Consider the following 23,054-nt stretch of genomic DNA (forward strand, 5'->3'; position numbering starts at 1 on the left):
TGTGGTTTTTGTGGTGCCTGGGAAGGCCTTATCGCAGGCAAGCCAGTTCCCACAGTTGAACTGCATTTACCTGTGGGAGCTGGCTTGCCTGCGATGACGATGGAACCGTCAACGCCGCCATCACTTGAGTAGCGTGTTGCGCAAACTGTCCGACAGCCCTTTGGGCCCGAGCCAGATACCCAGGTAGGCCTTCGCTAATTCAGCGTCCGGGCTGTTGAACACCACCTGGCCATTAATCTCCAGATTCAACCCGCGCCCCGGACGAAAATCCAGGGCATAGCGATCACCGCTGCGAATATCCCGAAAGCGCGCGTGCAGCTTGGCTATCTCTGGGTTCAACCCGGCATTGGCTTGCTGGCGCTCCAAGGTGACGGTGGCCGCCTTGATCACATCATCGCGATCAATGTCGCGAAAGTAATACAGCGCCAGGCGCACAGCCTTCTGCTGGTCCCAAGCCTGCTTTGCCGGCAGGTCAGCGGGTGCATACAGCGCCGCGGCATACACATCCGCCCAGAGATAGTTGAACACCGCCTGGTTTTTCAGGGCCAGCCCCTCGACCTGTGCGGGGAAGCTTGCCTGCTTGAGCCGCTGTGCATCGTTGGCGTGCGCCATGAGCGACACCATCAGCATCAAACAGAAAAATAGTTGTCGCATAATGGCTCATCCTGAATTCGGCGCTGATGCGCGTCCTGTAGTATGGCAACACTGGCCTACGACGCGACCAAGGGTTAATGTTCGCGGCGCTCGGCCTTCTATAGACTGTGCCCCGGTTCACACACTTGAGCCAAATTGTCCTTCATGCTCGCTGGCCGCGGCATGATTTAGCCCGGCGTCCAACCGTACGCCTGGCCTGTTCTGAGGAGTACGCATGGCTGTCTACAACTACGACGTGGTGGTACTGGGTTCCGGCCCAGCTGGAGAAGGTGCGGCGATGAACGCTGCCAAAGCAGGGCGCAAGGTGGCGATGGTCGATAGCCGTCGCCAGGTCGGCGGTAACTGCACCCACCTGGGTACCATCCCGTCCAAGGCATTGCGTCACTCGGTACGGCAGATCATGCAGTTCAATACCAATCCGATGTTTCGGGCCATTGGTGAGCCGCGCTGGTTCTCCTTCCCGGACGTACTGAAAAGCGCTGAAAAAGTCATCTCCAAGCAAGTCGCCTCGCGTACCGGCTACTACGCCCGTAACCGCGTCGACCTGTTCTTCGGCACCGGCAGTTTTGCCGATGAGCAAACCGTCGAAGTGGTCTGCGCCAATGGCGTGGTCGAGAAGCTGGTGGCCAAGCACATCATCATCGCCACCGGTTCGCGCCCGTATCGCCCAGCGGACATCGATTTCCACCACCCACGTATCTACGATAGCGACACCATCCTGAGCCTGGGCCATACCCCGCGCAAACTGATCATCTACGGCGCCGGCGTGATCGGCTGTGAATACGCCTCGATCTTCAGTGGCCTGGGGGTACTGGTCGAGCTGGTGGACAACCGCGACCAGTTGCTCAGCTTCCTCGACTCGGAAATCTCCCAGGCGTTGAGCTACCACTTCAGCAACAACAACATCACCGTGCGCCATAACGAAGAGTACGAGCGGGTCGAAGGCCTGGACAACGGTGTGATCCTGCACCTCAAGTCCGGCAAGAAGATCAAGGCCGACGCCTTGCTGTGGTGCAACGGCCGTACCGGCAACACCGACAAGCTGGGCATGGAAAACATCGGGGTCAAGGTCAACAGCCGTGGCCAGATCGAAGTGGATGAGAACTACCGCACCTGCGTGCCGAACATCTACGGCGCCGGTGACGTGATCGGCTGGCCAAGCCTGGCCAGTGCCGCTCATGACCAGGGCCGCTCGGCCGCTGGCAGCATTGTCGACAACGGCAGCTGGCGCTACGTGAACGACGTGCCGACCGGGATCTACACGATTCCCGAGATCAGCTCGATCGGCAAGAATGAGCACGAACTGACCAAGGCCAAGGTGCCTTACGAAGTGGGCAAGGCGTTCTTCAAGAGCATGGCGCGTGCGCAGATTGCCGGTGAGCCGCAAGGCATGCTGAAAATCCTGTTCCACCGCGAAACCCTGGAAGTACTCGGCGTGCATTGCTTCGGCTACCAGGCCTCGGAGATCGTGCACATCGGCCAGGCGATCATGAACCAGCCAGGTGAGCAAAATACCCTCAAGTATTTCGTCAACACCACCTTCAACTACCCGACCATGGCCGAAGCCTATCGGGTAGCGGCCTACGACGGCCTCAACCGGCTTTTTTGAGCGGCTCCGGCCGGTGGCCTGAGCCGGCCGGGGAGACCGATTTCAGTAATTCTCGAGGGTGGCAGTGGCCAAACCGGGAAAGTCTGTAATCAGGCTATCTACGCCGAAGTCGGCGAGCCTGCGCATCAGCGCAGGTTCGTTGACTGTCCACACGGACACATGCAAGCCCTGGCGCTGGGCTTTTTCCAGCCGCTCGGGGGTGCACAGCGTCCAGTTCAATGCCAAATACTCACAGCCGTAGTTCTGCGCGACCTTCAGCGGGTCGAGCCAGGCGTATTCAGCGACCAGGCCGCGTGACAGGTCCGGGGTGAGTTCCACGGCGGCCTTGAGCACTTCCCGCGAGCTTGACGTCACCGTGACCTTGTCCATCAAGCCAAAGCGCACAGCCATTTCGCGAATCGCCAGCACAGTGGTGGCGGCACGGGTACGCGAGGCGCTTTTGACTTCCAGTTGCCAGTGATCGAAGTCGCACTGTTCGAACAGCTCCTCCAGACGTGGAATCGGGCAGGGGCTTACCCAGCCTGGGCCGCCTTTGCGTGCGTCCATCTTCACCAGGTCAGCCGCCGAGTACTCGACGACCTTGCCGCGTCGGTCGGTGGTGCGCTTGAGGGTCGGGTCGTGGATGACCATCAACTCGCCGTCCATGGACAGGTGCAAGTCCAGTTCGCAACGACGTACGCCGTGTTTGAGACATTCCTGAAAACTGGTCAGGGTATTTTCCGGTGCTTCGCCTTTGGCACCGCGGTGGCCGTAAATCAGGGTCACAGTTGCTCCTTTGCGCCAGGATGGCTGGCGTCGTGAATACGCATTCAGAGGTCTTCGCTTTGTTCTCGCGCCAGGCGGCGTTCCTGGGCCTGTTTCTGCAGGATATAGCGCGCCAGCAGTTGGCGTTGGGCATCGGTCATGGACTCGAACTCCGTGCCCACATCAAAGCCGTCGCCCTTGGGGTCGCAATGGGTCACCCGCGCGCGCAGCAACAGGCCGAGCGCCTGGGGCATCAGCACCAGCTTGACCGCCAGGTGAGTGTCGGCGGGCAGCGGTGTCGGGTGCTGGAAGTCGATGCCGCCTTCGGAGAGGATCACCGGTTGCGGCGCGCCCACCTCGTTCAGCAAACCGCGAGCCATGACCTGGCTGAGCAGATCCAGGCGTTTGTTCTGCACTTTGAGGAAGGCCGCCAGGCTGCGGTCTTTCTCGCTGATCTGGCGCAGCAGGTGCTGGGCTTCGAATTCGCTCAGATGCAGTTCGCTGAGCAGATTGAACAGCGGCGAATCATCCAGCAACACTTCCTTGCTCGCCGCGTCGGGGCCAGACAGGGGTTTGATTTGAAGTGCGATCATGTCATCGATACGGTAGTATTCGCGGCGCTCTTCTTCATCTAATGTCGACATGGCGAACCCCAGGTAACGGTAATGGTCTGAGTGTAAAGCTGCTGACCAGACCCCGCCACCGGGACGTCTTCTTTTCCTCCGAACAAGCCCCGACATGTTCAGACCTCTCTTCGTATTTATCGGCACGCGTTATACCCGTGCAAAGCGTCGCAATCATTTTGTGTCGTTCATTTCCTTGACCTCGATGATCGGTCTCGCCCTGGGCGTGGTCGTGATGATCGTGGTGCTGTCGGTGATGAACGGCTTCGATCATGAGATGCGCACCCGCGTGCTGGGCATGGTGCCCCACGCGACCATCGAGGGCGATGCGCCCATCAACGACTGGCAAAGCCTGGCCGCCAAGGTCCAGCAGAACCCCAAGGTGGTGGCGGTCGCGCCGTTTACCCAGATGCAGGGGTTGCTGACCAACGACGGCAAGGTGCAGAAGATCCTGCTCAATGGCATCGACCCGGCCCAGGAACGCAATGTCTCGATCATCGACAAGTTCATGCTGCAAGGTAAGCTCGACGCGCTGGCGCCCGGCAGCTTTGGCATCGTCATCGGTGACAAGGCCGCGGCCAAGCTGGGCGTGGGGGTTGGCGACAAGCTGACCTTCGTCGCCCCGGAAGTCACCGTGACCCCGGCCGGCATGTTCCCGCGCATGAAGCGCTTTACCGTGGTGGGCACCTTCCACGTCGGCGCTGGCGAGATCGACGGTTACATCGGCCTGACCAACCTCACCGACCTGGCCCGCCTGCATCGCTGGCAGCCCGACCAGGTGCAGGGCCTGCGCCTGAAATTCAACGACCTGTTCGATGCGCCGCGCGGTGCCTGGGAAATTGCCCAGCACCTGGGGGAGACCGAGTACTACGCCCGCGACTGGACCCGCACCCACGGCAACCTGTACCAGGCCATCCGCATGGAAAAAGCCATGATCGGCCTGTTGTTGTTGCTGATCGTCGCCGTGGCGGCTTTCAACATCATCTCCACGCTGGTGATGGTGGTGAACGACAAGAAGGGCGACATCGCCATTCTGCGTACGTTGGGCGCCACGCCGGGGCAGATCATGGCGATCTTCATGGTGCAGGGCACCGTCATCGGCGTAGTCGGCACCTTGATCGGCACGGCGGTGGGCATTCTGGCCGCGCTGAACGTCAGCGCTGCCATTGCCCTGCTTGAAAAAGTGATCGGCCACAAGTTTCTCAACGCCGACGTCTACTTCATCGATTACTTGCCGTCCCAGGTGCAAACCCAGGACGTGCTGATGGTGGGCGGCGCTGCGTTGGTCCTGAGCTTCCTTGCCACCCTGTATCCAGCCTGGCGCGCGGCACGTACCCAGCCAGCACAGGCATTACGTTATGAGTGAATCGGGCATGAGTGAAAAAGCAATCCTGAGCTGCCGCAACCTGGGCAAATCCTACGAGGAAGGCCCGGAGTCGGTGGTGGTGCTGTCCAACCTGCAGCTTGAACTGCACCCTGGCGAGCGTGTGGCGATCGTCGGCAGTTCCGGTTCCGGCAAGAGTACCTTGCTCAACCTGCTGGGCGGCCTCGATACGCCGTCCCAGGGCAGCGTATGGCTGGCCGGTGAAGAACTATCGGCGTTGAATGAAAAGGCCCGCGGCCAACTGCGCAATCGCTCGTTGGGCTTTGTGTACCAGTTCCACCACTTGCTGCCGGAATTCACCGCCCTGGAAAACGTGTGCATGCCGCTGTTGATCGGCAAGACCGCGATTCCTGAAGCGCGTCAGCGTGCCACGGCCTTGCTCGAACGCGTCGGCCTGGGCCACCGCCTGGAGCACAAGCCGGCGGAGTTGTCCGGTGGTGAGCGCCAGCGCGTGGCGATTGCTCGTGCCCTGGTGAACAACCCGGGCCTGGTGATGCTCGACGAGCCGACCGGCAACCTCGACTCCCACACCGCCCAGGGCATCAAGGACTTGATGCTGGAACTGAGCACCCAGATGCGCACCGCGTTCCTGGTGGTGACCCATGACATGAGCATGGCCCGGCAGATGGACCGTGTACTGCATTTGCAGGAAGGTCATCTGGTCGCTATCTGACCTGTTGCAAGCCCGGTTTTTAGAGGTCGGGCTTTTTCATTTTTCCAACGGTGCCCGCGAATGTTCAGACCGTTATCGATTTTTATCGGCACGCGCTATACCCGCGCCAAGCGCCGCAACCGTTTTGTCTCGTTTATCTCGATGACCTCGATGATCGGCCTCGCCCTGGGCGTATTGGCGATGATCGTGGTGCTTTCGGTAATGAACGGCTTTCAGCGTGAAATGAGCTCGCGCATCCTCGGCATGGTGCCCCACGCCACCATCGTCGGCGTAAAGCCGATTGATGATTGGCAGCCGGTGGCCGCGGCCGCGATGAAGAATCCGCAAGTCACCGCCGCTGTGCCCTTCACCCAGATGGATGGCATGTTTTCCTATAAGGGCGCGATGCAGCCGATCGAGATCAGTGGCGTCGACCCGGCCCAGGAAGGCAAGGTGTCGATCGTGGCCCAGCACATCGTGCGCGGCAAACTCGACGACCTCAAACCCGGCGAGTTCGGGGTGGTGGTCGGTGATATCACTGCGCGGCGTTTTCGCCTGAACGTGGGCGACAAGCTGACCCTGATCGTGCCGGAGCTCAGCAGCGCCCCGGGCGGTATCACCCCGCGCATGCAGCGCCTGAATGTGGTGGGCATCTTCAAGGTCGGCGCCGAACTGGATGGCTCCATGGCCCTGATCCACATGGCCGATGCCGCTGAAATCCAGCATTGGCAGCCCAACCAGGTGCAAAGCGTGCGCCTGGCGGTGAAGGACCTGTATGCAGCGCCCAAAGTCTCGGCAGATATCGCCGCCAGCCTGGGCGCGGCTTACAAGCCGGATGACTGGACCCACACCCAGGGCAGCCTGTTCAGCGCGATGAAAATGGAAAAGACCATGATCGGCCTGCTGTTGCTGATGATCGTCGCCGTGGCCGCGTTCAACATCATCGCCACCTTGATCATGGTGGTGAACGACAAAGGCGCGGATATCGCCATCCTGCGTACCATCGGCGCCACACCTCGGCAGATCATGGCGATCTTCATGGTGCAGGGCACCGTGATTGGCGTGGTCGGCACCTTGATCGGCGGCGTGCTGGGGGTGATTGCGGCGCTGAACGTGAGTGAGCTGGTGGGCTGGCTGGAGCGGGTGAGCGGGCAGCATATCTTCAGCTCGGATGTGTACTTTGTCAGTAACCTGCCTTCGGAGCTGCAAGGTGGGGATGTGTTGCTGATCTGCTCGGCGGGGTTTGTGTTGAGCTTCTTGGCGACGATTTACCCGGCGTATCGGGCGGCGAAGATTGAGCCGGCGCACGCCCTCAGGTATTCGTAACCTGCTCGTTCCCACGCTCTGCGTGGGAATGCCTCACCGGACGCTCCGCGTCCGCTGTTGGGACGCACAGCGTCCCGGAATGCATTCCCACGCGGAGCGTGGGAACGATCAGCAGTCGCCCTCGGGCAACTCAATCACAAACCTGGTCCAGCCCGCCTGCGACTCACAATAAATCCTCCCGCCATGCGCCCGCACAATCGACTGGGTAATCGCCAGCCCCAGGCCCGCATGTTCACTGCTACCTGCACGCCTCGACGGATCGGCTCGGTAGAACCGGTCAAACAGCCGCGGCAATAACGGCGCAGGAATACCTTCCCCGCTGTTCTCAACCGTCAGTGTCACGCCACTCTCGATCCGCACCCGCACTTCGCCGCCCGGTGGGGTAAACCGCAGCGCGTTATCCAGCAGATTCGACAAGGCCCGGCGCAACATACCGCGATCGCCCATCGTCTGGGCGGTGCCTTCGCGCACCAGCGTCACCTGTGCGTCCTCCGCCAGCAGGGTAAAGAACTCCAACAGTGCGTCGACCTCATCGCCCAAATCCAGAGCTTCTCGGCTGGGCATCAGCAAGCCGTGGTCAGCTTTGGCCAGGTACAGCATGTCGTTGACCAGTTGCGCCATCCATTGCAGCTCTTCCAGATTGCTGTGCAGCGCCTCGCGGTAATCCTCCAGCGGGCGCGGTTGGGTGAGGATGACTTGGGTCTGGGTCAGCAGGTTGGACAGCGGTGTGCGCAGTTCGTGGGCGATATCTGCGCTGAAGGCAGACAGGCGCTGGAACGCGTCATCCAGGCGCGCCAGCATGGCGTTGACGGCTTGGGCCAGCTCCGCGAGCTCCACCGGCATTTGTTCTTGGGGTAAGCGTTGCGTGAGGGAGTGGGCGGAGACACTGGCGGCCACTTCGCCCATGCGCCGCAGCGGTCGCAAGCCACTGCGCGCAGCCCAGGCGCCGAGCAGGGCAGTGGCCAGGGCCGAGAGGCCGACGGTCAGCCAGATCAAGCGTTGCATGCGTTGCAGAAAGTGCTGGTGGTGGGTGATGTCGAGGATCAGGGTCAGTTGTGGCGAATCCAGTTGGCTGGGCGTCAAGGGCGCGATGAATACGCGGTAGTCGGTGCCTGCGTATTGCAGGCTGTGCAGGCCGGGTGCTTGGGGCAAGGGAAGGTGTGGCGCGCCGTCCAGCCAACGTTGCCCAGCTCCGGTGATGCGCAAGGCGAGGTCGGGCTGGTGATCGAGTTCGGCGCGCAGTTGAGGGGTTCGCCGGGCGAGGTCTTCCGGTGATGCGACACCCTGCAAGGTGCTGCGCAGGGCCACCAGTTTACTTTCGAGCTGTTGCTGGTCCAGCTCCATGAAGTGCGCCTCGCTGGCCCGGTTGAACAACACCCCGGCGATCAACGAGACCACCGCCGTGCAGGCGGCAAACAGCAGCGCCAGGCGGCTGGTCAGGGACAGGCGCTTGATCACGTGAACCGTTCCTCCAGCACGTAACCCATGCCGCGCACGGTGTGGATCAGCTTATTGGGGAAATTGTCATCGACTTTCAGGCGCAGGCGGCGAATGGCAACTTCGATGATGTTGGTGTCGCTGTCGAAATTCATGTCCCACACCTGGGAGGCGATCAGCGTCTTGGGCAGCACTTCGCCCTGGCGGCGTAGCAGCAGCTCCAGCAAGGCGAACTCCTTGGCGGTGAGGTCGATGCGCTGGCCGCTGCGCTCGACGCGGCGGCGGATCAAGTCCAGGCTCAGGTCGGCCAGTTGCAGCGTGGTCTCCTGCGGCGTGCTGCTGCCACGGCGCAATAAGGTGCGCACCCGCGCCAGCAGTTCGGAAAACGCGAAGGGTTTGACCAGATAATCGTCGGCGCCCAGCTCCAGGCCATGTACTCGGTCTTCTACGGCATCGCGAGCGGTGAGGAATAGCACCGGGATGTCCAGGCCGGCACTGCGCACCGCCTGCAGGATTTGCCAGCCATCGCGGCCGGGCAGCATCACATCGAGGATCAACAAGTCATAGTCGCCCGTTAGCGCCAAGTGCTGGCCACTGGTGCCGTCGGCCACCAGTTCGGTGGTAAAGCCCGCTTCGGCCAGGCCCTGACGCAGGTAATGACCGGTTTTGGGTTGGTCTTCGACGATCAGCAGTTTCATGTAGGGCTCTTGGTCAAGGTGGACGCCGGCCTTTATACCCTGGGCTCCGGGGTATGGGCGCAAGCTGACAAAGTTGTAATCTAGCAGTCAGCTGGCTGGCAGCGAGGCCATCTTAAAGTGTTGCCCAAGCTGGATACCTATTTTGGAGAGTGAAAGATGGCGTTGCGTACACCCCAGTTATTGGCGGGCTGCCTGTTGGCGTTGAGTTTCAATGCACTGGCGGATGCGACTCACACCTACGCGTTCGGCCAGCCGGCCCCGGCGGATAAAGCCACGCGCACCGTTGAAGTCACGCTGCGGGACATTGCCTTTGAGCCCAAATCCCTGGACGTCAAGGCCGGTGAAACCGTGCGCTTCGTGCTGGTCAACAAAGGCCAGTTGCTGCATGAGTTCAACCTGGGTGACGCGGCCATGCATGCCGCCCACCAGAAAGAGATGTTGCAGATGCAAGCCAGTGGCATGCTCACCGCCACCGGCATGGGCAAGATGGATCACAGCGCCATGGGCCACGGCGACATGGGCGGCATGAAGCACGACGATCCCAACAGTGTGTTGGTGGAGCCGGGCAAGACGGCCGAACTGACCTGGACGTTCAAGCAGGCCACAGGCCTTGAGTTCGCCTGCAACCTGCCTGGGCATTACCAGGCGGGCATGGTCGGCAAACTGACCGTTGAGTGAGGCGTTTGTTAAGGGCGGGAGCAAAGGCTGGTAGACTGGCGCGGTTTATTTAGCCAGGTTTCCGCCATGCATCCCGCAGCCGAACATTCGCCGCTGGGCAAGTCCAGTGAATACATCAGCACTTACACGCCTTCGTTGTTGTTCCCGATTCCACGCGCCGCCAAGTGGGCCGAGCTGGGCCTGAGCGCCGAGACCCTGCCGTACAAGGGCGTGGATTTCTGGAACTGCTTCGAACTGTCCTGGCTGTTGCCCTCGGGCAAGCCGGTGGTAGCCATCGGTGAATTCAGCATTCCGGCCGACTCGCCAAACATCATCGAGTCCAAGTCGTTCAAGCTGTACCTCAACTCGCTGAACCAGACCGCGTTTGCCGATACGCAAAGCCTTGAAGCCACCCTGCGCACCGACCTCAGCGCTGCGGCCGGCAAGCCCGTGAACGTGCGCATTCGTAGCCTGGCCGACATCGAGGCAGAAGGCGTGATGGCGTTGCCGGGCGTGTGCATTGACGGCCTGGATATCAACGTCAGCAGCTACGAACACCCGCGCCCGGAACTGCTGCGTTGCGATGATTCGCGCGTGGTGGAGGAGAGCGTGCACAGCCACCTGCTCAAATCCAACTGCCCGGTGACCAGCCAGCCTGACTGGGGCAGTGTGGTGGTGGAATACCGTGGTGCGGCGCTGGATCACGCCAGCCTGCTGGAATATATCGTCAGCTTTCGCCAGCACTCGGACTTTCATGAGCAGTGTGTGGAGCGGATCTTCCTGGACTTGCAGCGCTTGCTCAAGCCGGAGAAGTTGACCGTGTATGCACGCTATGTGCGTCGGGGTGGGTTGGATATCAACCCGTATCGCAGCACTGAGAACACCCAGTTCCTGAACGTGCGGCTGGCGCGTCAGTAAGCCTTCATACAAAAAACTGTGGGAGCTGGCTTGCCTGCGATTGCGATCTTTCAGTCATTCATCAAGTGACTGATACACCGCTATCGCAGGCAAGCCAGCTCCCACATTTGGTTTTGTGTTTGGCTTGGGCTCGGGTTAGATGCCGATATTGCCAAGGGTCAGCACGATATTGCGCAACGTCCCGGCAATGCCTGGATGGTCCAGTTCAAAACCTTCCACTGCCCGGTTCACATCGTCAGCGATGCTGGGCGTCTGGGTGGCCGGTTCCATTTCCAACTGGACTTCGAATTTGGCGATCAACTCTTCCAATGCTTGACGTTTCTCGGCGGGCAACTCGGGATGATTCTCCAGTTGCTCACGCACAATATCGGCCTGCTGTTGTAACTTCTCGCGATCAGGCATGACGTTCTTTCCTTTTATCGATAGGCACTGGCATAGACCGCGGCACGCCGTGAAAGGTCTACGGGCTGACCTGTAGATTAATCCACTGCGGCCAACTGTGCATGATCTCGATCAGGGCTTCTCGCCCTTGAGCTGGCGCAGGCGGATGTCGGCCAGGCAGGTGCCGAGTTCGCCGAGGTGGTCGATCACCGAATGCACACCCAGGCCATAGAGCGCCACCGTGGCCTTGCCGCGCTTGTGTTCGCGTTGCTGCTCGGTCAGCGCCTGCCATTGCTGGGGCGACAGGCCGCAGAGCGAACCGCAGGAGGCCAGGCCGATGGTCCACAAACCGGCATTCAGGCCCGATTGCAGCAGGCGCGGCTCGCCGCTGACCAGTACGCAGCCTTCCAGGCGTTCGATGTTCAACTCCATCAGGGCTTGCCAGCAAGCGTGGGGCGCGGGCCAGCGAATGGAGGAGGGCGAGGCCGCCTTGAGCCAGCCAGGCAGGCCGGCGCAGAGTGGCGTGGTCACGGCGGGAGGCAGTTCGTCCAGCCAGGCGCAGGGCACGCCTTGTTCTTTGAGACTGCGCAGGATTTTCAACGCGCCTGGCGTGGCCTCGGCGTCGGCGCAAGGTGAGTCGGTGCGCGCCAGGGAACCAAAATCCACCAGGCAGCCACTCAGGCCAAATAACACGGCGGTCAATGAGGGGGCGGCGGCGACGGCAATCTCGGCGTGTGGCATCTGAACGTCCCTGAAATAGCTGCCACGCTATCGGGGCGGCATGACAAGGGGGATGACACTGTCGATATTTGTAGGAATTTTGTGCATTTTCCCTAAGACGATTCTAGGTAGCTGCCTAAATCGGCACTTCCGTCATATACTGACAGCCTTATTCAGGGCATAGCGCCCATGACAGACCATTCAAGGAGCAAAAGCTATGCGCTGGAGCCAGTACTTCGCTCAGCTATCGGTGTGTGCCACCATCCTGTTGGCGCCTTTCGCTGCCCAAGCGGCCTCGGAAGATGACCCGTGGGAAAGCGTCAACCGCCCCATCTTCACCTTCAACGACACCGTTGACACCTATGCCCTCAAGCCAATCGCCCAGGGCTATCAGTTCGTCACCCCACAATTTGTGCAGGACGGCGTTCACAACTTCTTCCGCAACATCGGTGATGTCGGCAACCTGGCCAACAACGTGCTGCAACTCAAGCCGCACAATGCAGGCGTCGACACCGCCCGCTTGTTGGTCAACACCACATTTGGCGTTCTGGGCTTTATTGACGTCGGCACCAAAATGGGGCTGCAGCGCAGCGATGAAGACTTCGGCCAAACCCTCGGCTACTGGGGCGTGGGCAGCGGCCCGTACGTGATGATCCCGTTGCTGGGCCCAAGCACCTTGCGTGATGCGCCGTCCAAATACGTCGACAGCTACACCCAACCGTACCGCTACATGAACGACATCGGCTGGCGTAACAGCACCTTCGGCCTCAACGTGGTCGACGTGCGCGCCAGCCTGCTCGACAGCGAGAAGCTGATCAGCGGCGACAAGTACACCTTCATTCGTAACGCTTACCTGCAGAACCGCGAGTTCAAGGTCAAGGACGGCAAGGTCGTTGACGACTTTTAAGCTGCGACGTTTTGAAATGAAAAAGGCGACCTTTATAGGGTCGCCTTTTTTGTGCGCGCTGATCGTTCCCCACGCTACGCGTGGGAACGCATCCCGTGACGCTCCGCGTCACCCTTGCGCAGGGGCTGGATGCTGCGTTAGCGCATTTTCAGAATCTTGAGGCCCAGATGCTGGTCATCGCCTACTGCCTTGGTCCACACCACCTCGGTATCCGCTTCAAGACCCCTGAGCGCGGCGTGCTCTGAATCAATGCGCACGGTCAGCAGGTCACCCACCGTGAACTGGCGAGGTGCCTGCACCTGCATGCCGGAACTGGAGAGGTCCACGCAGGTACCGGCAATCTCCTGCCCGGCATGGATCAAAGACACATCGGCATCTATTCGCATGCGGATGAAATCGCGTTTTTCGGCGTAGTCGCGCTCGTGTTCGCTCACAGCATCCATCCTTACTTTGCGTTGTGGTTGTGAGGGTTCTTATAACTCCCGGTGATTTGCGGTGTAAAGACGCCCGGCGACCATCGGCATGAGCTTGAAACCCCTCACGGATGGGAGTACCGTCTGCGCCTTAGAAGGGCACCTCTGCTTTACCGTTGTGCATGGGCCAAATCCCAATGCTTTGTAGGACAGAGAGGCTAGAAAGCGAATCCAGTACGTGAGCCCGGCCATTGCCGAGCCGCCTACGCCAACCTAATTCTGGCGCCGTTTGCCCACATGCAAAAAACCAGTGCCACGCTGCTGATAATCGATGACGACGAAGTAGTGCGCGCGAGCCTCGCGGCCTACTTGGAAGACAGTGGCTTCAGCGTCCTGCAGGCCAGTAATGGCCAACAGGGTCTCCAGGTATTCGAGCGCGACAAGCCCGACCTTGTGATCTGCGACCTGCGCATGCCCCAGATGGGCGGCCTGGAGCTGATTCGCCAGGTGACCGACCTTGCCCCGCAAACGCCGGTGATTGTCGTGTCCGGTGCCGGTGTCATGAACGACGCCGTCGAAGCCCTGCGCCTGGGCGCTGCCGATTACCTGATCAAGCCCCTGGAAGACCTGGCCGTGCTGGAGCACTCGGTGCGCCGCGCCCTGGACCGTGCACGCCTGCTTTTGGAAAACCAGCGCTACCGCGAAAAGCTCGAGACCGCCAACCGCGAGCTCGAAGCCAGCCTGAACCTGCTACAGGAAGACCAGAACGCCGGTCGCCAGGTGCAGATGAACATGCTGCCGGTGAGCCCCTGGACGATTGACGAATTCAAGTTTGCCCACCAGATCATCCCGTCGTTGTACCTGTCGGGTGATTTTGTCGACTATTTCCGCGTCGATGAACGCCGCGTTGCGTTCTACCTGGCCGACGTTTCGGGCCACGGCGCGTCTTCGGCTTTTGTCACCGTGTTGTTGAAGTTCATGACCACACGGCTGTTGTTCGAGTCCAAGCGCAATGGCACCTTGCCGGAGTTCACCCCCTCCGAGGTGCTGGGCCACATCAACCGGGGCCTGATCAGCTGCAAGCTGGGCAAGCACGTGACGATGGTCGGCGGCGTGATCGACGAAGAAACCGGTCTTTTGACCTACAGCATTGGCGGTCACCTGCCGATGCCTGTTTTGTACACTCCTGACAGTGTGCGCTACCTGGAAGGGCGTGGCCTGCCCGTAGGCTTGTTTAACGAAGCCACCTACGAAGACCACATCCTGGAACTGCCGCCGACTTTCAGCCTGACGCTGATGTCCGACGGCATCCTGGACCTTTTGCCAGAGCCTACACTCAAAGAGAAAGAAGCCGCCTTGCCCCAAAAGGTCAAGTCGGCGGGCGGCAGCCTGGATGGCCTGCGGCAGGTTTTTGGATTGGCCACGCTAGGGGAGATGCCGGATGATATCGCCCTATTGGTGTTGAGCAGGAATCTTTGATGAGTACCGGAAGAATCCAATTCGCCGAGCAAGACGGGACCTTCGTCCTGAAATTTGTCGGTGAAGTGCGCCTGACCTTGTGTTCGGCCCTGGATGCGACGATCGAGCGGATCTTCACCGCGCTGAACTTCTCGGCGATCGTGATCGACCTGACCGAAACGCGCAGCATCGATAGCACCACCCTGGGCCTGTTGGCCAAGTTGTCCATTCTGTCGCGGCAGAAGGTCGGCCTGTTGCCGACCGTGGTCACCACCCATGAAGACATCACTCGTCTGTTGCAGTCCATGGGCTTTGACCAGGTGTTCAACATCGTTGATCGCCCCATCCCGTGCCCGGAATGCCTCACCGACCTGCCGTCCCAGGACCAGTCCGAAGAGATCGTACGGGTCAAGGTGCTGGAAGCGCACAAGATCCTGATGGGCCTCAACGAGTCCAACCGCGAAGCCTTCCACGACCTCGTCAACGCACTCGAGCGGCACTAACAGCTTCCCTGCTCAAACACACACAGTCCAATGTGGGAGCTGGCTTGCCTGCGATTGCGCAGTGTCAGTCGATTAAGTGTTGACTGGCCCACCGCTATCGCAGGCAAGCCAGCTCCCACATAGGGCGGCGGTGACACCGACGCACAAAAAAGGGCGGCACCCTCACAGGTACCGCCCTTTTTGCCGCTATCTGCCTTTACAGCTTGGCCGACAACAACGCCTCCAGCTTCTCCTGGTCCCGCGCAAACTGGCGAATGCCCTCTGCCAGCTTCTCAGTCGCCATCGCATCCTCGTTGGACTCCCAACGGAACTGCGCTTCAGTCATATGCACCCGTGCCTCACCGGCATGGCCTGGCGCCAACTTGCGCTCCAGCTTGCCTTCATCGGCTGCCAGCTTCTCCAGCAGGTCCGGGCTGATGGTCAGGCGATCACACCCGGCCAGCTCCTCGATCTGGCTGAGGTTACGGAAGCTCGCACCCATCACCACCGTCTTGTAGCCGTTAGCCTTGTAGTAGTTATAGATGCGTGTCACCGACTGCACGCCCGGGTCATCGGAACCGGTGTAGTCGTTGCCGTTGGCCTTCTTGTACCAGTCGTAGATACGGCCCACGAACGGCGAAATCAGGAACACACCCGCTTCGGCACAAGCCACGGCTTGGGCAAACGAGAAAAGCAGCGTCAGGTTGGTCTGGATGCCTTCTTTTTCCAGCTTCTCAGCAGCGCGGATGCCTTCCCAGGTGGAGGCGATCTTGATCAGCACGCGGTCACGGCCAACCCCAGCCTTGTCGTACAGGTCGATCAGACGGTGCGCACGCTTGAGAATCGCGGCCTCGTCGAACGACAGACGCGCATCCACCTCAGTGGAAATACGGCCCGGCACGACTTTGAGAATCTCTTGACCCACCGCCACCGCAAAGCGGTCACTGGCCAGGCCCACATCGCCGTTGCAGTCCTGCACACACTCATCCAGCAGCTTGGCATAGCCAGGAATCGACGCAGCCTTGAGCAGCAGGGAAGGGTTGGTGGTCGCGTCTTGCGGCTTGAGCTTGGCGAGCGTGGAGAAATCGCCGGTATCGGCTACGACGGTGGTGAATTGCTTGAGTTGTTCCAGCTTGGAAGTCATGGGCGTGCTCTGTCCTGTGGGTCTGATGACATTACCCGAGCGCTGGCAGGCGCTCAAGGGCGCAAATGCGTTAGGTCGTTTGCGAGGGCAATAACCTGGAAACGGCCGTTTGAATCATCGGCAGTGGTGCTAACTAGGAGGCCAGAATCGCCGACAGGTTCCCCCCAACTGCTCGATGTCCTCCGATCAAACTGTGGGAGCCAACTTGCCTGCATGACGCCAGCCCAGCCACTGAGATTCACCTAGCCCCCATCGGTCAAACTGTGGGAGCTGGCTTGCCTGCGATAACGCCAGCCCAGCCACTGATATTAACCTGACCCCCATCAGTCAAACTGTGGGAGCTGGTTTGCCTGCGATGACGCCAGCCCAGCCACTGAGATTCATCTGACCCCTATCAGTCAAACTGTGGGGAGCTGGCTTGCCTGCATGACGCCAGTCCAGCCACTGATATTCACCTGACCCCCATCAGTCAAACTGTGGGAGCTGGCTTGCCTGCGATGACGCCAGCCCAGCCAATGATATTCACCTGACACACATCGCTCAAAACTGTGGGAGTGGGCTTGCTCGCGAAAGCAGCCTGTCAGCCCCAAATACCCCCACTGACACCCAACCCGTCACCGCCCCTCCAACAATTCCCCCGCCTGATCCAGCAACGCCAACGGATCACTCGCCTTATGAATATCCACCGACAACAACTGCCGAAACTTGCGCGCTCCCGGGAAACCGGTCCCCAGCCCCAGAACATGGCGCGTAATGTGATGCATCAAGCCACCTGTCGCCAAGTGCTCGGCTATATACGGACGCAACTGCGCCAACGCCTCAGCGCGGGTGATCACAGGCGCGGTGCTGCCAAACAGCTGCTGATCCACCTCCGCCAGCAAATACGGATTGTGATAAGCCTCCCGCCCCAACATCACCCCATCAAACGTCTGCAAATGTTCCTGGCACTGCTCCAACGTCTTGATCCCACCGTTGAGATTAATCTCCAACTCCGGAAAATCCCGCTTCAACTGCGCCGCCACGTCATAGCGCAACGGCGGAATGTCCCGGTTCTCCTTGGGCGACAACCCCTCCAGAATCGCAATCCGTGCATGCACGGTAAAACTGGTGCAACCGGCATCCTTTACCGTCCCGACGAAATCACACAACTGGGCATAACTGTCCCGCCCATTGATGCCGATACGGTGCTTCACCGTCACCGGGATCGACACCGCATCGCGCATGGCCTTCACACAATCCGCCACCAGGGCAGGGTGCGCCATGAGGATCGCGCCGATCATGTTGTTCTGCACCCGGTCGCTGGGGCAACCGACGTTCAGGTTCACCTCGTCGTAACCGGCGGCCTCGGCCATACGGGCGCAGGCGGCCAGATCAGCCGGAACACTGCCGCCCAACTGCAGCGCCAGCGGGTGCTCGGCTTCGTTGTGGCGCAGGAAGCGGTCGTGGTCGCCATGGAGGATAGCGCCGGTGGTGACCATCTCGGTGTAGAGCAGGGCGTGTTTGGAGAGCAGGCGTAGGAAGAACCGGCAGTGGCGGTCGGTCCAGTCCATCATGGGGGCAACACTAAAGCGCCGAGACAGCGTGGGCCTTGCGTTTACGGGGCTAAAGGTCTGTTTATCTAGCATTTTACTCAACGTGTTCTTGGCGTGTTTTCGGGCGTTTTCAGGCGTTTTTAAAGGCTCGGTGGTACGATGTACCACTTCAAAACTGACGCGTACCACTTTCAATATGGCGACTATCAGGGCAAGAAAACTGGCGGATGGGACTGTGAGCTACACGGCACAGATCCGCATCAAGCGCGACGGAGTGCAAGTCTACCAAGAGAGCCAGACCTTCGCCCGAAAACAGGCCGCCCAGGCGTGGGCACGCAAGCGCGGGTCAGAGCTGGATGAGCCTGGTGCGATTGAGCGCGCAAACCGCAAGGGCGCCACGCTCAAAGACATGACAGATCGCTACCTGGTCGAAGTTGAGAAAGCCAAGCCGCTGGGTAAGACCAAGCGCGCCACACTCAATGCGATTAGCGAAACTTACCTGGGCAAGTTGACCGATACGGATATCAACACCCAGTGCCTGGTCGATTATGCACTTTGGCGAATGAGCGGGGAGGGCGGTGGCGTTCAGCCACAAACCGCTGGCAATGACCTGGCGCACCTCGGTGCAGTGCTGGCGATAGCCAAAGATGCATGGGGCTACCAAGTCGACCCGCTCGCCATGGGCGGTGCGCGGCGTGTATTACGCAAGCTGGGCTACAACCTGAAAAGCCGTGAGCGTGACCGCCGACCGACATTGGATGAGCTGGGACGGGTGCTGACGCACTACCAGGCCATGCAGGTGAGGCGCCCGACCGTCATAAATATGCTGAAGGTCGTGGGCTTCGCCCTGTTCTCCACGCGCCGGCTCGATGAAATAACCCGAATTCGCTGGGCAGACGTCGACGAGGCCGGCCAGCGGGTGCTGGTGCGCGACATGAAAAACCCCGGGCAGAAGATCGGCAACGATGTTTGGTGCTACCTGCCGGACGAGGCGTGGTACATCCTCCAGACGATGCCGAAGGCCGGCGAAGACATCTTCCCCTACAGCCCTGAGTCGATCTCCACGTCCTGGACGAAAGCCTGCAAGTTTTTGACCATCGCGGATCTGCACTTCCACGACCTCCGGCATGAAGGTGTCAGCCGCCTGTTCGAAATGGACTGGGATATTCCGCGTGTGGCGAGCGTTTCCGGCCACAGGGATTGGAATTCAATGAGGCGCTATACGCACCTGCGCGGCAAGGGTGACCGGTATAAAGGGTGGGAGTGGCACGAGAAGATATTGCAGGCGCCCGTCCAACTGGGCGCCGCGTCAATGAAGTGGCTTAAACGACGTGTTTTAACCCGTTGAGTTGGTTGTGTTCTTTAACAGCAGCTGCGCGCTGTTGATCCAGGTAAACGGCCAGGTCAGTGAGGTGGATGCCCTTGGCAGACTTCTGGCTTGGCTCCAGTCGGGTGATGGGCAGCTTGATCTGACTGCTCATCACCTTGCGTTCGAACATTTTTGGCGTCAGGTGCGTGAAGTAATCCCGGCACACCAGCTCCAGCGGGATGATCGCCTGGCCGTCGTATTGGGCCATCAGGATAAAGGCTGTGTTCATGATGCCCCCCTTACATACGAAACGATTGATGAATGAACGCCGGCTGAGCCTTATGCTCTGTTGGTTTCGCACCATCACCCTGAATCTCGCAAACAAACCTATGCCGTTTCCGGTTGGGCTCGGTCAACGCCTTGGTCAGACCTGGCACGACGTCGGTGCATTGCTCATAGGCGTGAGCGCCGTTCCAGCTATCAGCCATTATCACCTGGCAATCCGTCCTGGTTGCATCCGCGCATAGATAAAGCAAAAGGAATACGGTCATGGTGCATTCCTCGCGCCGCAGTTAGGGCAGTCGTCGAAGCGCTGACGCTCGCTGAGGAAACGCCCGCAGCCCTCGCAGTTGTTGAGGTTGTTGTATGTCCTTGTGCGCTCAACCTTGATATGGGGCAACCGCAGGCCGGCAGCCCGGAGCGCCTGTTTGTGATCGAGCAGCGAGGCCCGTACAACCGGGCGTGAACGAGTAGCAATATAGCCGCAAGGCCATAGATCAAAGCCTTGCTTTCGGTAGCTCAGTGCGTCCTCGCCTCCGGGGTGAATTGCGTATTCCAGATTGGCCGTCGGACCAGTTCCACCGAGCCAGACCAAATCGTTACCATCCCAATCACGTGCGTAGGCCACATAAAAACGGCCGTCCGTGTCGCGGTAGGCTTCAGCTTCGGAGCGGGTGAGGTACTGACAATCAACTCCAGTTTCTGACTGAGCCCGCGTGTAGCTCACGGGTAATGGCAAATCGGTTTGTCTGCTCTCGTACTGCTTCAATGCGCGTTCCCGTGTGAACTGCTCTGCCTCGTCGAGATTCGAGGTGTAGCCGCCACCGTTGCGCCAGAACATTGCCCGGCTGCCGACGTTACTGCGGCTGTCCTGCAAGAAGAAGACGTCAGACATGATCAACCTCCTGCTGAGCCACGCTCAACGCGATAGCCGCGGGTTGAACCCAAACCGGCATACTGTTGAGCATGAAAGTCTCACCAGCCTCGGCCAGTAAGATGGTGGTACCCATTACGTAGCCGATTGCCTCGGCCGCGTCTGGTGGTACGGCATTACCGATCCGTTCGCGCCAGGCCTGGTCGCTGGCTCCGTCCAACTCGAAGAAACGAGCCTGCTCAATTTTTCGAACGTACTGCTCAACATGAATTTCGTGGGTGGTCTTGGGATCGGCAGACCAAAGCTCGTCAGGGTTAATGAGCGATTGAAGCGCAGCCAGTTCGAGTGTGGTGAACGGGCGATGCCAGGTGCCGTCGAGGCTTTCGATAACGCAGGTGAGCCGGTCATTGGCCCCGGGCATACGAGGATCTGCGACAGACCACCGGCCATTGTCCTGGCGGGCACTGGCAGAAACGGCGCCACACTGATCATTCCAGTCAACAACCCCATAGTGCCCACCGGTCAGGTAGGCATCGCCCTTGCCACGTTTCATTCCTGGGCGCGGATCTTGAACGGCAAAAGCACCTTGGCCTGTGGTGCTGCCGGCGATGACCGTGCGTGAGGTGCCATCCCATTGGGCTACGTTGTACTTGGCATGTCCAATGCCGGGATCGCGTGGGTCAGCAACGCTGAATGTCCCTTGCCCGGGCGACTTGACGCCGATCACCGCGCCGCTGGTTTCATCCCAGCGCCGTACACCGTACTGCTGATATTGCAAGGCTCCGGCCCTGGCCCGTGGATCAGCCACCGAGAATTTGCCGCTTGTTGGGCCGCTGCGTGCGGCGACGGTACCGGCCGTTTCGTTCCAGTCGTGCACACCCAGGAAACCGTCGCGGAATTGCGGGACGATAACCAGGTCGCGCAGATAGCCGTCCTCGATCACTAAATCGTTCAGGCAACGCCAGTCCTTGCCAGCATCGACCAGGGCCAGTCGTACCCATGTTTTCCATTGCAGCGCTGGCACTCGGTGCATCGGCCCTGCGGCTTCCATGTCTCCGGCCATAGGCATACGGCCGAGGACCGAACCTACAGACATGAGGGTTTTCTTTTCCGGCTCGTACAGGAAGGGCGGCACCTTCTCGATATGGCGAGCCACCAACAAGAAGCGCTTGCGGCTTTGGGCCAGGCCACCGATGACGCCGCAGTCGTGGGTGGTTTCCGCCACTGCATAACGGTAGTGGTTCAGCAACTTATTGATCTGATCCAAAAGGTGTCGGCCACGGGTTGCAAGGCGGGGCACGTTCTCGAAAACGATCAACAGCACTGGATCATCTTTCCAGGCTTCGCACATCAGCCAAACGCAGCGCAACGTCAGTTCGTTGAGAGCCTGATATTTCGGTGTCAGGCTCATGGATTCGGACAGCAAGCCCGACGCGCCTTTACAGGGGCTGGAAATAAATACGGCGTCCGGTCTACGTCCTCCGGCGGCACGGCGGATATCTTCCGGGGTTGCTTCACGCCACCCAGGCGGTGGTTCTTTACCGTGGAAACGAATGTATTGATCGCGGGTGAACAGGTCCAACAGCGTGCCTTTCACACCGCTCAAGCGTTCGAAGTCACGCAGCCCGGCCGGGTCTACATCGATGCCACCAATGCATTCCCATTCCGCCTGAACGTTACCAACCTTGGGTTTTGCCCGATTGAAGCCTTTGGCTCCGCCACCGACACCGCAGCAAAAATGGAAGTGAGTGAGGGTGCGCTTAAGCATTGGACACCTCCACCAGCTCGACGTCGTCGTAACCAGGTGCGTCCACGTCAGCTGCAATTACGCGGATTCCGCATACGCCGTATGGCCCAGGCTCAGTGCCACCCCAGCCTTCCTCGTTGTGAATGTCTTCGGTCCAAAAGGGTCCAGGGTGTTCACCCGTCATACGGTTTTTGGTGGCGATGCTGAAGCTTGCTCCGCCTTCGCTCAGCATCCGATAGATCATCGTCTGACCAAACAACCGGATAACGGTCCTGATGACATCACCGTTTTCAGCGGCGAGCCGGTCAGCGGCGTTCGACCAAAAGCCATTGATCATGGAGGCGATTTCTTCGGTCAATACGTCGTGATTCACCTCAAGTGTGACTTCGTATTCCTTCCACGTTTCCTTGACCAGGTATCGCTTGATGCTCGGTGGGGTGCTAGCCTCTACGGCGCTGCTGCTTGGGTTCTGTGCTTGCATGGTGCTGCTCCTTAGTAGTGGTAGGTGTCGGGGAGTTGGCGCTCCTCGACACCATCTTTCAGGCCGGTTTGGCCTGGTCTTGCTCAATGATCGTTATGACTTCGTCTCTGTCCTTCGCATAAGCGAAAGGCAGTTCGCCTCCTGGGCGAGTTACGGGGTAGCGCGACTCCGGCAACCGGCACAGCGCCACGGTGTAGCCGTTGTCGGTAACCCAGCAGTTCTGCTGGACTTGCCCGTCCCTATTGCGTTTCGGCGCCCATTTCATGCCCATGTCCCGATCAGTTGCTCCCAGATGGCGTCGCCGTCAGGGAGGTACGTGTGCACCTCTTGCTCTGGCGAATAGTCCAGTTGCTTCACTGCCAGGCAGTCGTCGAAAAGAGTAGTGTCGAGGCCGCGCAGGCTGGTCAGCACGAAGGGGTAGTCGCGGCCGTTGTAGAGCCCTAGCAGAAAGCGACCGATCACTGCGCTCTGCCCTGTTTCACGCTGGGCGACAGGGACCAGTCGGGCCAGCGCTTCGATACCGGCCTTGCGGACGGCAGGGCGCTTGGCTTCGAACTCCTGCAGTTGTTGGAACCAGTTGGGCTGCTGTTTTTGGGCAGGCGTAGTCATACGGATTCTCCTTTCG

Annotated in this window: 27 protein-coding genes; 10 read left to right on the plus strand and 17 right to left on the minus strand. The window is 59.9% G+C overall.

The window, feature by feature from the left end:
• Window positions 1-120: 120 nt before the first annotated feature.
• On the minus strand, window positions 121-654 hold the full coding sequence (locus JMV15_RS03875) for a chalcone isomerase family protein (RefSeq protein ID WP_168224241.1): 534 nt from the start codon (window positions 652-654) through the stop codon (window positions 121-123).
• Between the two features lie 214 nt (window positions 655-868).
• Here JMV15_RS03875 and sthA point away from each other — a divergent pair, with 214 nt between their 5' ends.
• On the plus strand, window positions 869-2,263 hold the full coding sequence (sthA, locus tag JMV15_RS03880) for a Si-specific NAD(P)(+) transhydrogenase (RefSeq protein ID WP_003189670.1): 1,395 nt from the start codon (window positions 869-871) through the stop codon (window positions 2,261-2,263).
• Between the two features lie 42 nt (window positions 2,264-2,305).
• On the opposite strand, the gene JMV15_RS03885 is transcribed toward sthA, so the two are convergent.
• Window positions 2,306-3,028 (minus strand): glycerophosphodiester phosphodiesterase, encoded by a 723-nt coding sequence (locus tag JMV15_RS03885; RefSeq protein ID WP_014717518.1) that lies wholly within the window; start codon window positions 3,026-3,028, stop codon window positions 2,306-2,308.
• A 44-nt stretch (window positions 3,029-3,072) separates the two neighbouring features.
• Window positions 3,073-3,651 carry a PilZ domain-containing protein gene (locus tag JMV15_RS03890; RefSeq protein WP_072434384.1) on the minus strand — a complete coding sequence of 193 codons (579 nt, stop codon included), beginning with the start codon at window positions 3,649-3,651 and terminating at the stop codon, window positions 3,073-3,075.
• A gap of 94 nt (window positions 3,652-3,745) precedes the next feature.
• Here JMV15_RS03890 and JMV15_RS03895 point away from each other — a divergent pair, with 94 nt between their 5' ends.
• From JMV15_RS03895 to JMV15_RS03905, 3 genes are read left to right on the plus strand one after another with little or no spacing between them, the layout of a single operon-like run.
• Complete coding sequence (locus tag JMV15_RS03895) at window positions 3,746-4,996, plus strand: lipoprotein-releasing ABC transporter permease subunit (protein ID WP_014717520.1); 1,251 nt, start codon at window positions 3,746-3,748, stop codon at window positions 4,994-4,996.
• A 7-nt stretch (window positions 4,997-5,003) separates the two neighbouring features.
• Window positions 5,004-5,687 carry a lipoprotein-releasing ABC transporter ATP-binding protein LolD gene (gene lolD, locus JMV15_RS03900; protein WP_019818240.1) on the plus strand — a complete coding sequence of 228 codons (684 nt, stop codon included), beginning with the start codon at window positions 5,004-5,006 and terminating at the stop codon, window positions 5,685-5,687.
• A gap of 60 nt (window positions 5,688-5,747) precedes the next feature.
• Window positions 5,748-6,992, plus strand: coding sequence for a lipoprotein-releasing ABC transporter permease subunit (locus JMV15_RS03905; RefSeq protein ID WP_014717521.1), 1,245 nt, complete (start codon window positions 5,748-5,750; stop codon window positions 6,990-6,992).
• 108 nt (window positions 6,993-7,100) lie between these two features.
• Here JMV15_RS03905 and JMV15_RS03910 read toward each other — a convergent pair whose 3' ends face one another.
• Window positions 7,101-8,450, minus strand: coding sequence for a heavy metal sensor histidine kinase (locus JMV15_RS03910; RefSeq protein ID WP_014717522.1), 1,350 nt, complete (start codon window positions 8,448-8,450; stop codon window positions 7,101-7,103).
• Window positions 8,447-9,127: a heavy metal response regulator transcription factor gene (locus tag JMV15_RS03915; RefSeq protein ID WP_020302902.1), complete on the minus strand. Its 681-nt coding sequence runs from the start codon at window positions 9,125-9,127 to the stop codon at window positions 8,447-8,449. The genes JMV15_RS03910 and JMV15_RS03915 overlap by 4 nt, the downstream gene beginning before the upstream one ends.
• A gap of 156 nt (window positions 9,128-9,283) precedes the next feature.
• Here JMV15_RS03915 and copI point away from each other — a divergent pair, with 156 nt between their 5' ends.
• Window positions 9,284-9,805: a copper-resistant cuproprotein CopI gene (gene copI / locus JMV15_RS03920; RefSeq protein ID WP_003189683.1), complete on the plus strand. Its 522-nt coding sequence runs from the start codon at window positions 9,284-9,286 to the stop codon at window positions 9,803-9,805.
• A gap of 66 nt (window positions 9,806-9,871) precedes the next feature.
• Window positions 9,872-10,702: an NADPH-dependent 7-cyano-7-deazaguanine reductase QueF gene (gene queF / locus JMV15_RS03925; protein WP_019818237.1), complete on the plus strand. Its 831-nt coding sequence runs from the start codon at window positions 9,872-9,874 to the stop codon at window positions 10,700-10,702.
• A gap of 135 nt (window positions 10,703-10,837) precedes the next feature.
• On the opposite strand, the gene JMV15_RS03930 is transcribed toward queF, so the two are convergent.
• Entirely contained in the window at window positions 10,838-11,104 is a 267-nt protein-coding gene (locus tag JMV15_RS03930; protein ID WP_014717525.1) for a DUF4404 family protein, read from the minus strand.
• A gap of 111 nt (window positions 11,105-11,215) precedes the next feature.
• On the minus strand, window positions 11,216-11,824 hold the full coding sequence (locus JMV15_RS03935) for a hypothetical protein (RefSeq protein WP_003189687.1): 609 nt from the start codon (window positions 11,822-11,824) through the stop codon (window positions 11,216-11,218).
• Window positions 11,825-12,020: 196 nt separating this feature from the next.
• On the opposite strand from JMV15_RS03935, the gene JMV15_RS03940 reads away from it, so the two are divergent.
• Entirely contained in the window at window positions 12,021-12,710 is a 690-nt protein-coding gene (locus tag JMV15_RS03940) for an MlaA family lipoprotein (protein ID WP_003189688.1), read from the plus strand.
• A 137-nt stretch (window positions 12,711-12,847) separates the two neighbouring features.
• On the opposite strand, the gene JMV15_RS03945 is transcribed toward JMV15_RS03940, so the two are convergent.
• Entirely contained in the window at window positions 12,848-13,144 is a 297-nt protein-coding gene (locus tag JMV15_RS03945; protein ID WP_003189689.1) for a PilZ domain-containing protein, read from the minus strand.
• 276 nt (window positions 13,145-13,420) lie between these two features.
• Here JMV15_RS03945 and rssB point away from each other — a divergent pair, with 276 nt between their 5' ends.
• Both rssB and rssC read left to right on the plus strand, forming a co-directional pair.
• Window positions 13,421-14,602 carry a two-component system response regulator RssB gene (gene rssB / locus JMV15_RS03950; protein ID WP_014717527.1) on the plus strand — a complete coding sequence of 394 codons (1,182 nt, stop codon included), beginning with the start codon at window positions 13,421-13,423 and terminating at the stop codon, window positions 14,600-14,602.
• The gene (rssC, locus tag JMV15_RS03955; protein ID WP_010212025.1) at window positions 14,602-15,084 is read left to right on the plus strand and encodes an anti-sigma factor antagonist RssC; all 483 of its coding nucleotides are present in this window, start codon (window positions 14,602-14,604) and stop codon (window positions 15,082-15,084) included. Before rssB ends, rssC begins: the two co-directional genes overlap by 1 nt.
• Window positions 15,085-15,280: 196 nt before the next feature.
• Here the strand turns inward: rssC and tal are convergent, their stop codons facing one another.
• Window positions 15,281-16,207: a transaldolase gene (tal, locus tag JMV15_RS03960; protein ID WP_019818234.1), complete on the minus strand. Its 927-nt coding sequence runs from the start codon at window positions 16,205-16,207 to the stop codon at window positions 15,281-15,283.
• A 614-nt stretch (window positions 16,208-16,821) separates the two neighbouring features.
• Window positions 16,822-17,832, minus strand: a complete 1,011-nt coding sequence (gene dusA, locus JMV15_RS03965) for a tRNA dihydrouridine(20/20a) synthase DusA (protein ID WP_201491274.1) — start codon at window positions 17,830-17,832, stop codon at window positions 16,822-16,824.
• 103 nt (window positions 17,833-17,935) lie between these two features.
• Between dusA and JMV15_RS03970 the strand changes: the two genes are divergently transcribed.
• Window positions 17,936-19,087, plus strand: a complete 1,152-nt coding sequence (locus JMV15_RS03970; RefSeq protein ID WP_201491307.1) for a site-specific integrase — start codon at window positions 17,936-17,938, stop codon at window positions 19,085-19,087.
• On the opposite strand, the gene JMV15_RS03975 is transcribed toward JMV15_RS03970, so the two are convergent.
• From JMV15_RS03975 to JMV15_RS04005, 7 genes are read right to left on the minus strand one after another with little or no spacing between them, the layout of a single operon-like run.
• A complete protein-coding gene (locus JMV15_RS03975; RefSeq protein WP_201491275.1) occupies window positions 19,062-19,337 on the minus strand; it encodes a pyocin activator PrtN family protein in 276 nt (91 codons plus the stop codon). The two genes, JMV15_RS03970 and JMV15_RS03975, sit on opposite strands and share 26 nt — an antisense overlap.
• A gap of 10 nt (window positions 19,338-19,347) precedes the next feature.
• The gene (locus JMV15_RS03980; RefSeq protein ID WP_201491276.1) at window positions 19,348-19,599 is read right to left on the minus strand and encodes a hypothetical protein; all 252 of its coding nucleotides are present in this window, start codon (window positions 19,597-19,599) and stop codon (window positions 19,348-19,350) included.
• The gene (locus tag JMV15_RS03985; RefSeq protein WP_201491277.1) at window positions 19,596-20,222 is read right to left on the minus strand and encodes a hypothetical protein; all 627 of its coding nucleotides are present in this window, start codon (window positions 20,220-20,222) and stop codon (window positions 19,596-19,598) included. Before JMV15_RS03985 ends, JMV15_RS03980 begins: the two co-directional genes overlap by 4 nt.
• On the minus strand, window positions 20,215-21,969 hold the full coding sequence (locus tag JMV15_RS03990) for a class I SAM-dependent methyltransferase (protein ID WP_201491278.1): 1,755 nt from the start codon (window positions 21,967-21,969) through the stop codon (window positions 20,215-20,217). Before JMV15_RS03990 ends, JMV15_RS03985 begins: the two co-directional genes overlap by 8 nt.
• Window positions 21,962-22,429 (minus strand): DUF2528 family protein, encoded by a 468-nt coding sequence (locus tag JMV15_RS03995; protein WP_201491279.1) that lies wholly within the window; start codon window positions 22,427-22,429, stop codon window positions 21,962-21,964. Before JMV15_RS03995 ends, JMV15_RS03990 begins: the two co-directional genes overlap by 8 nt.
• A gap of 58 nt (window positions 22,430-22,487) precedes the next feature.
• A complete protein-coding gene (locus JMV15_RS04000; RefSeq protein ID WP_080519936.1) occupies window positions 22,488-22,694 on the minus strand; it encodes a hypothetical protein in 207 nt (68 codons plus the stop codon).
• Window positions 22,691-23,038, minus strand: coding sequence for a DUF7673 family protein (locus JMV15_RS04005; RefSeq protein ID WP_201491280.1), 348 nt, complete (start codon window positions 23,036-23,038; stop codon window positions 22,691-22,693). The genes JMV15_RS04000 and JMV15_RS04005 overlap by 4 nt, the downstream gene beginning before the upstream one ends.
• Window positions 23,039-23,054 lie beyond the last annotated feature (16 nt).

It is taken from the genome of Pseudomonas paracarnis, from assembly GCF_904063055.1.
GTDB classification, from domain to species: Bacteria; Pseudomonadota; Gammaproteobacteria; order Pseudomonadales; family Pseudomonadaceae; genus Aquipseudomonas; species Aquipseudomonas paracarnis.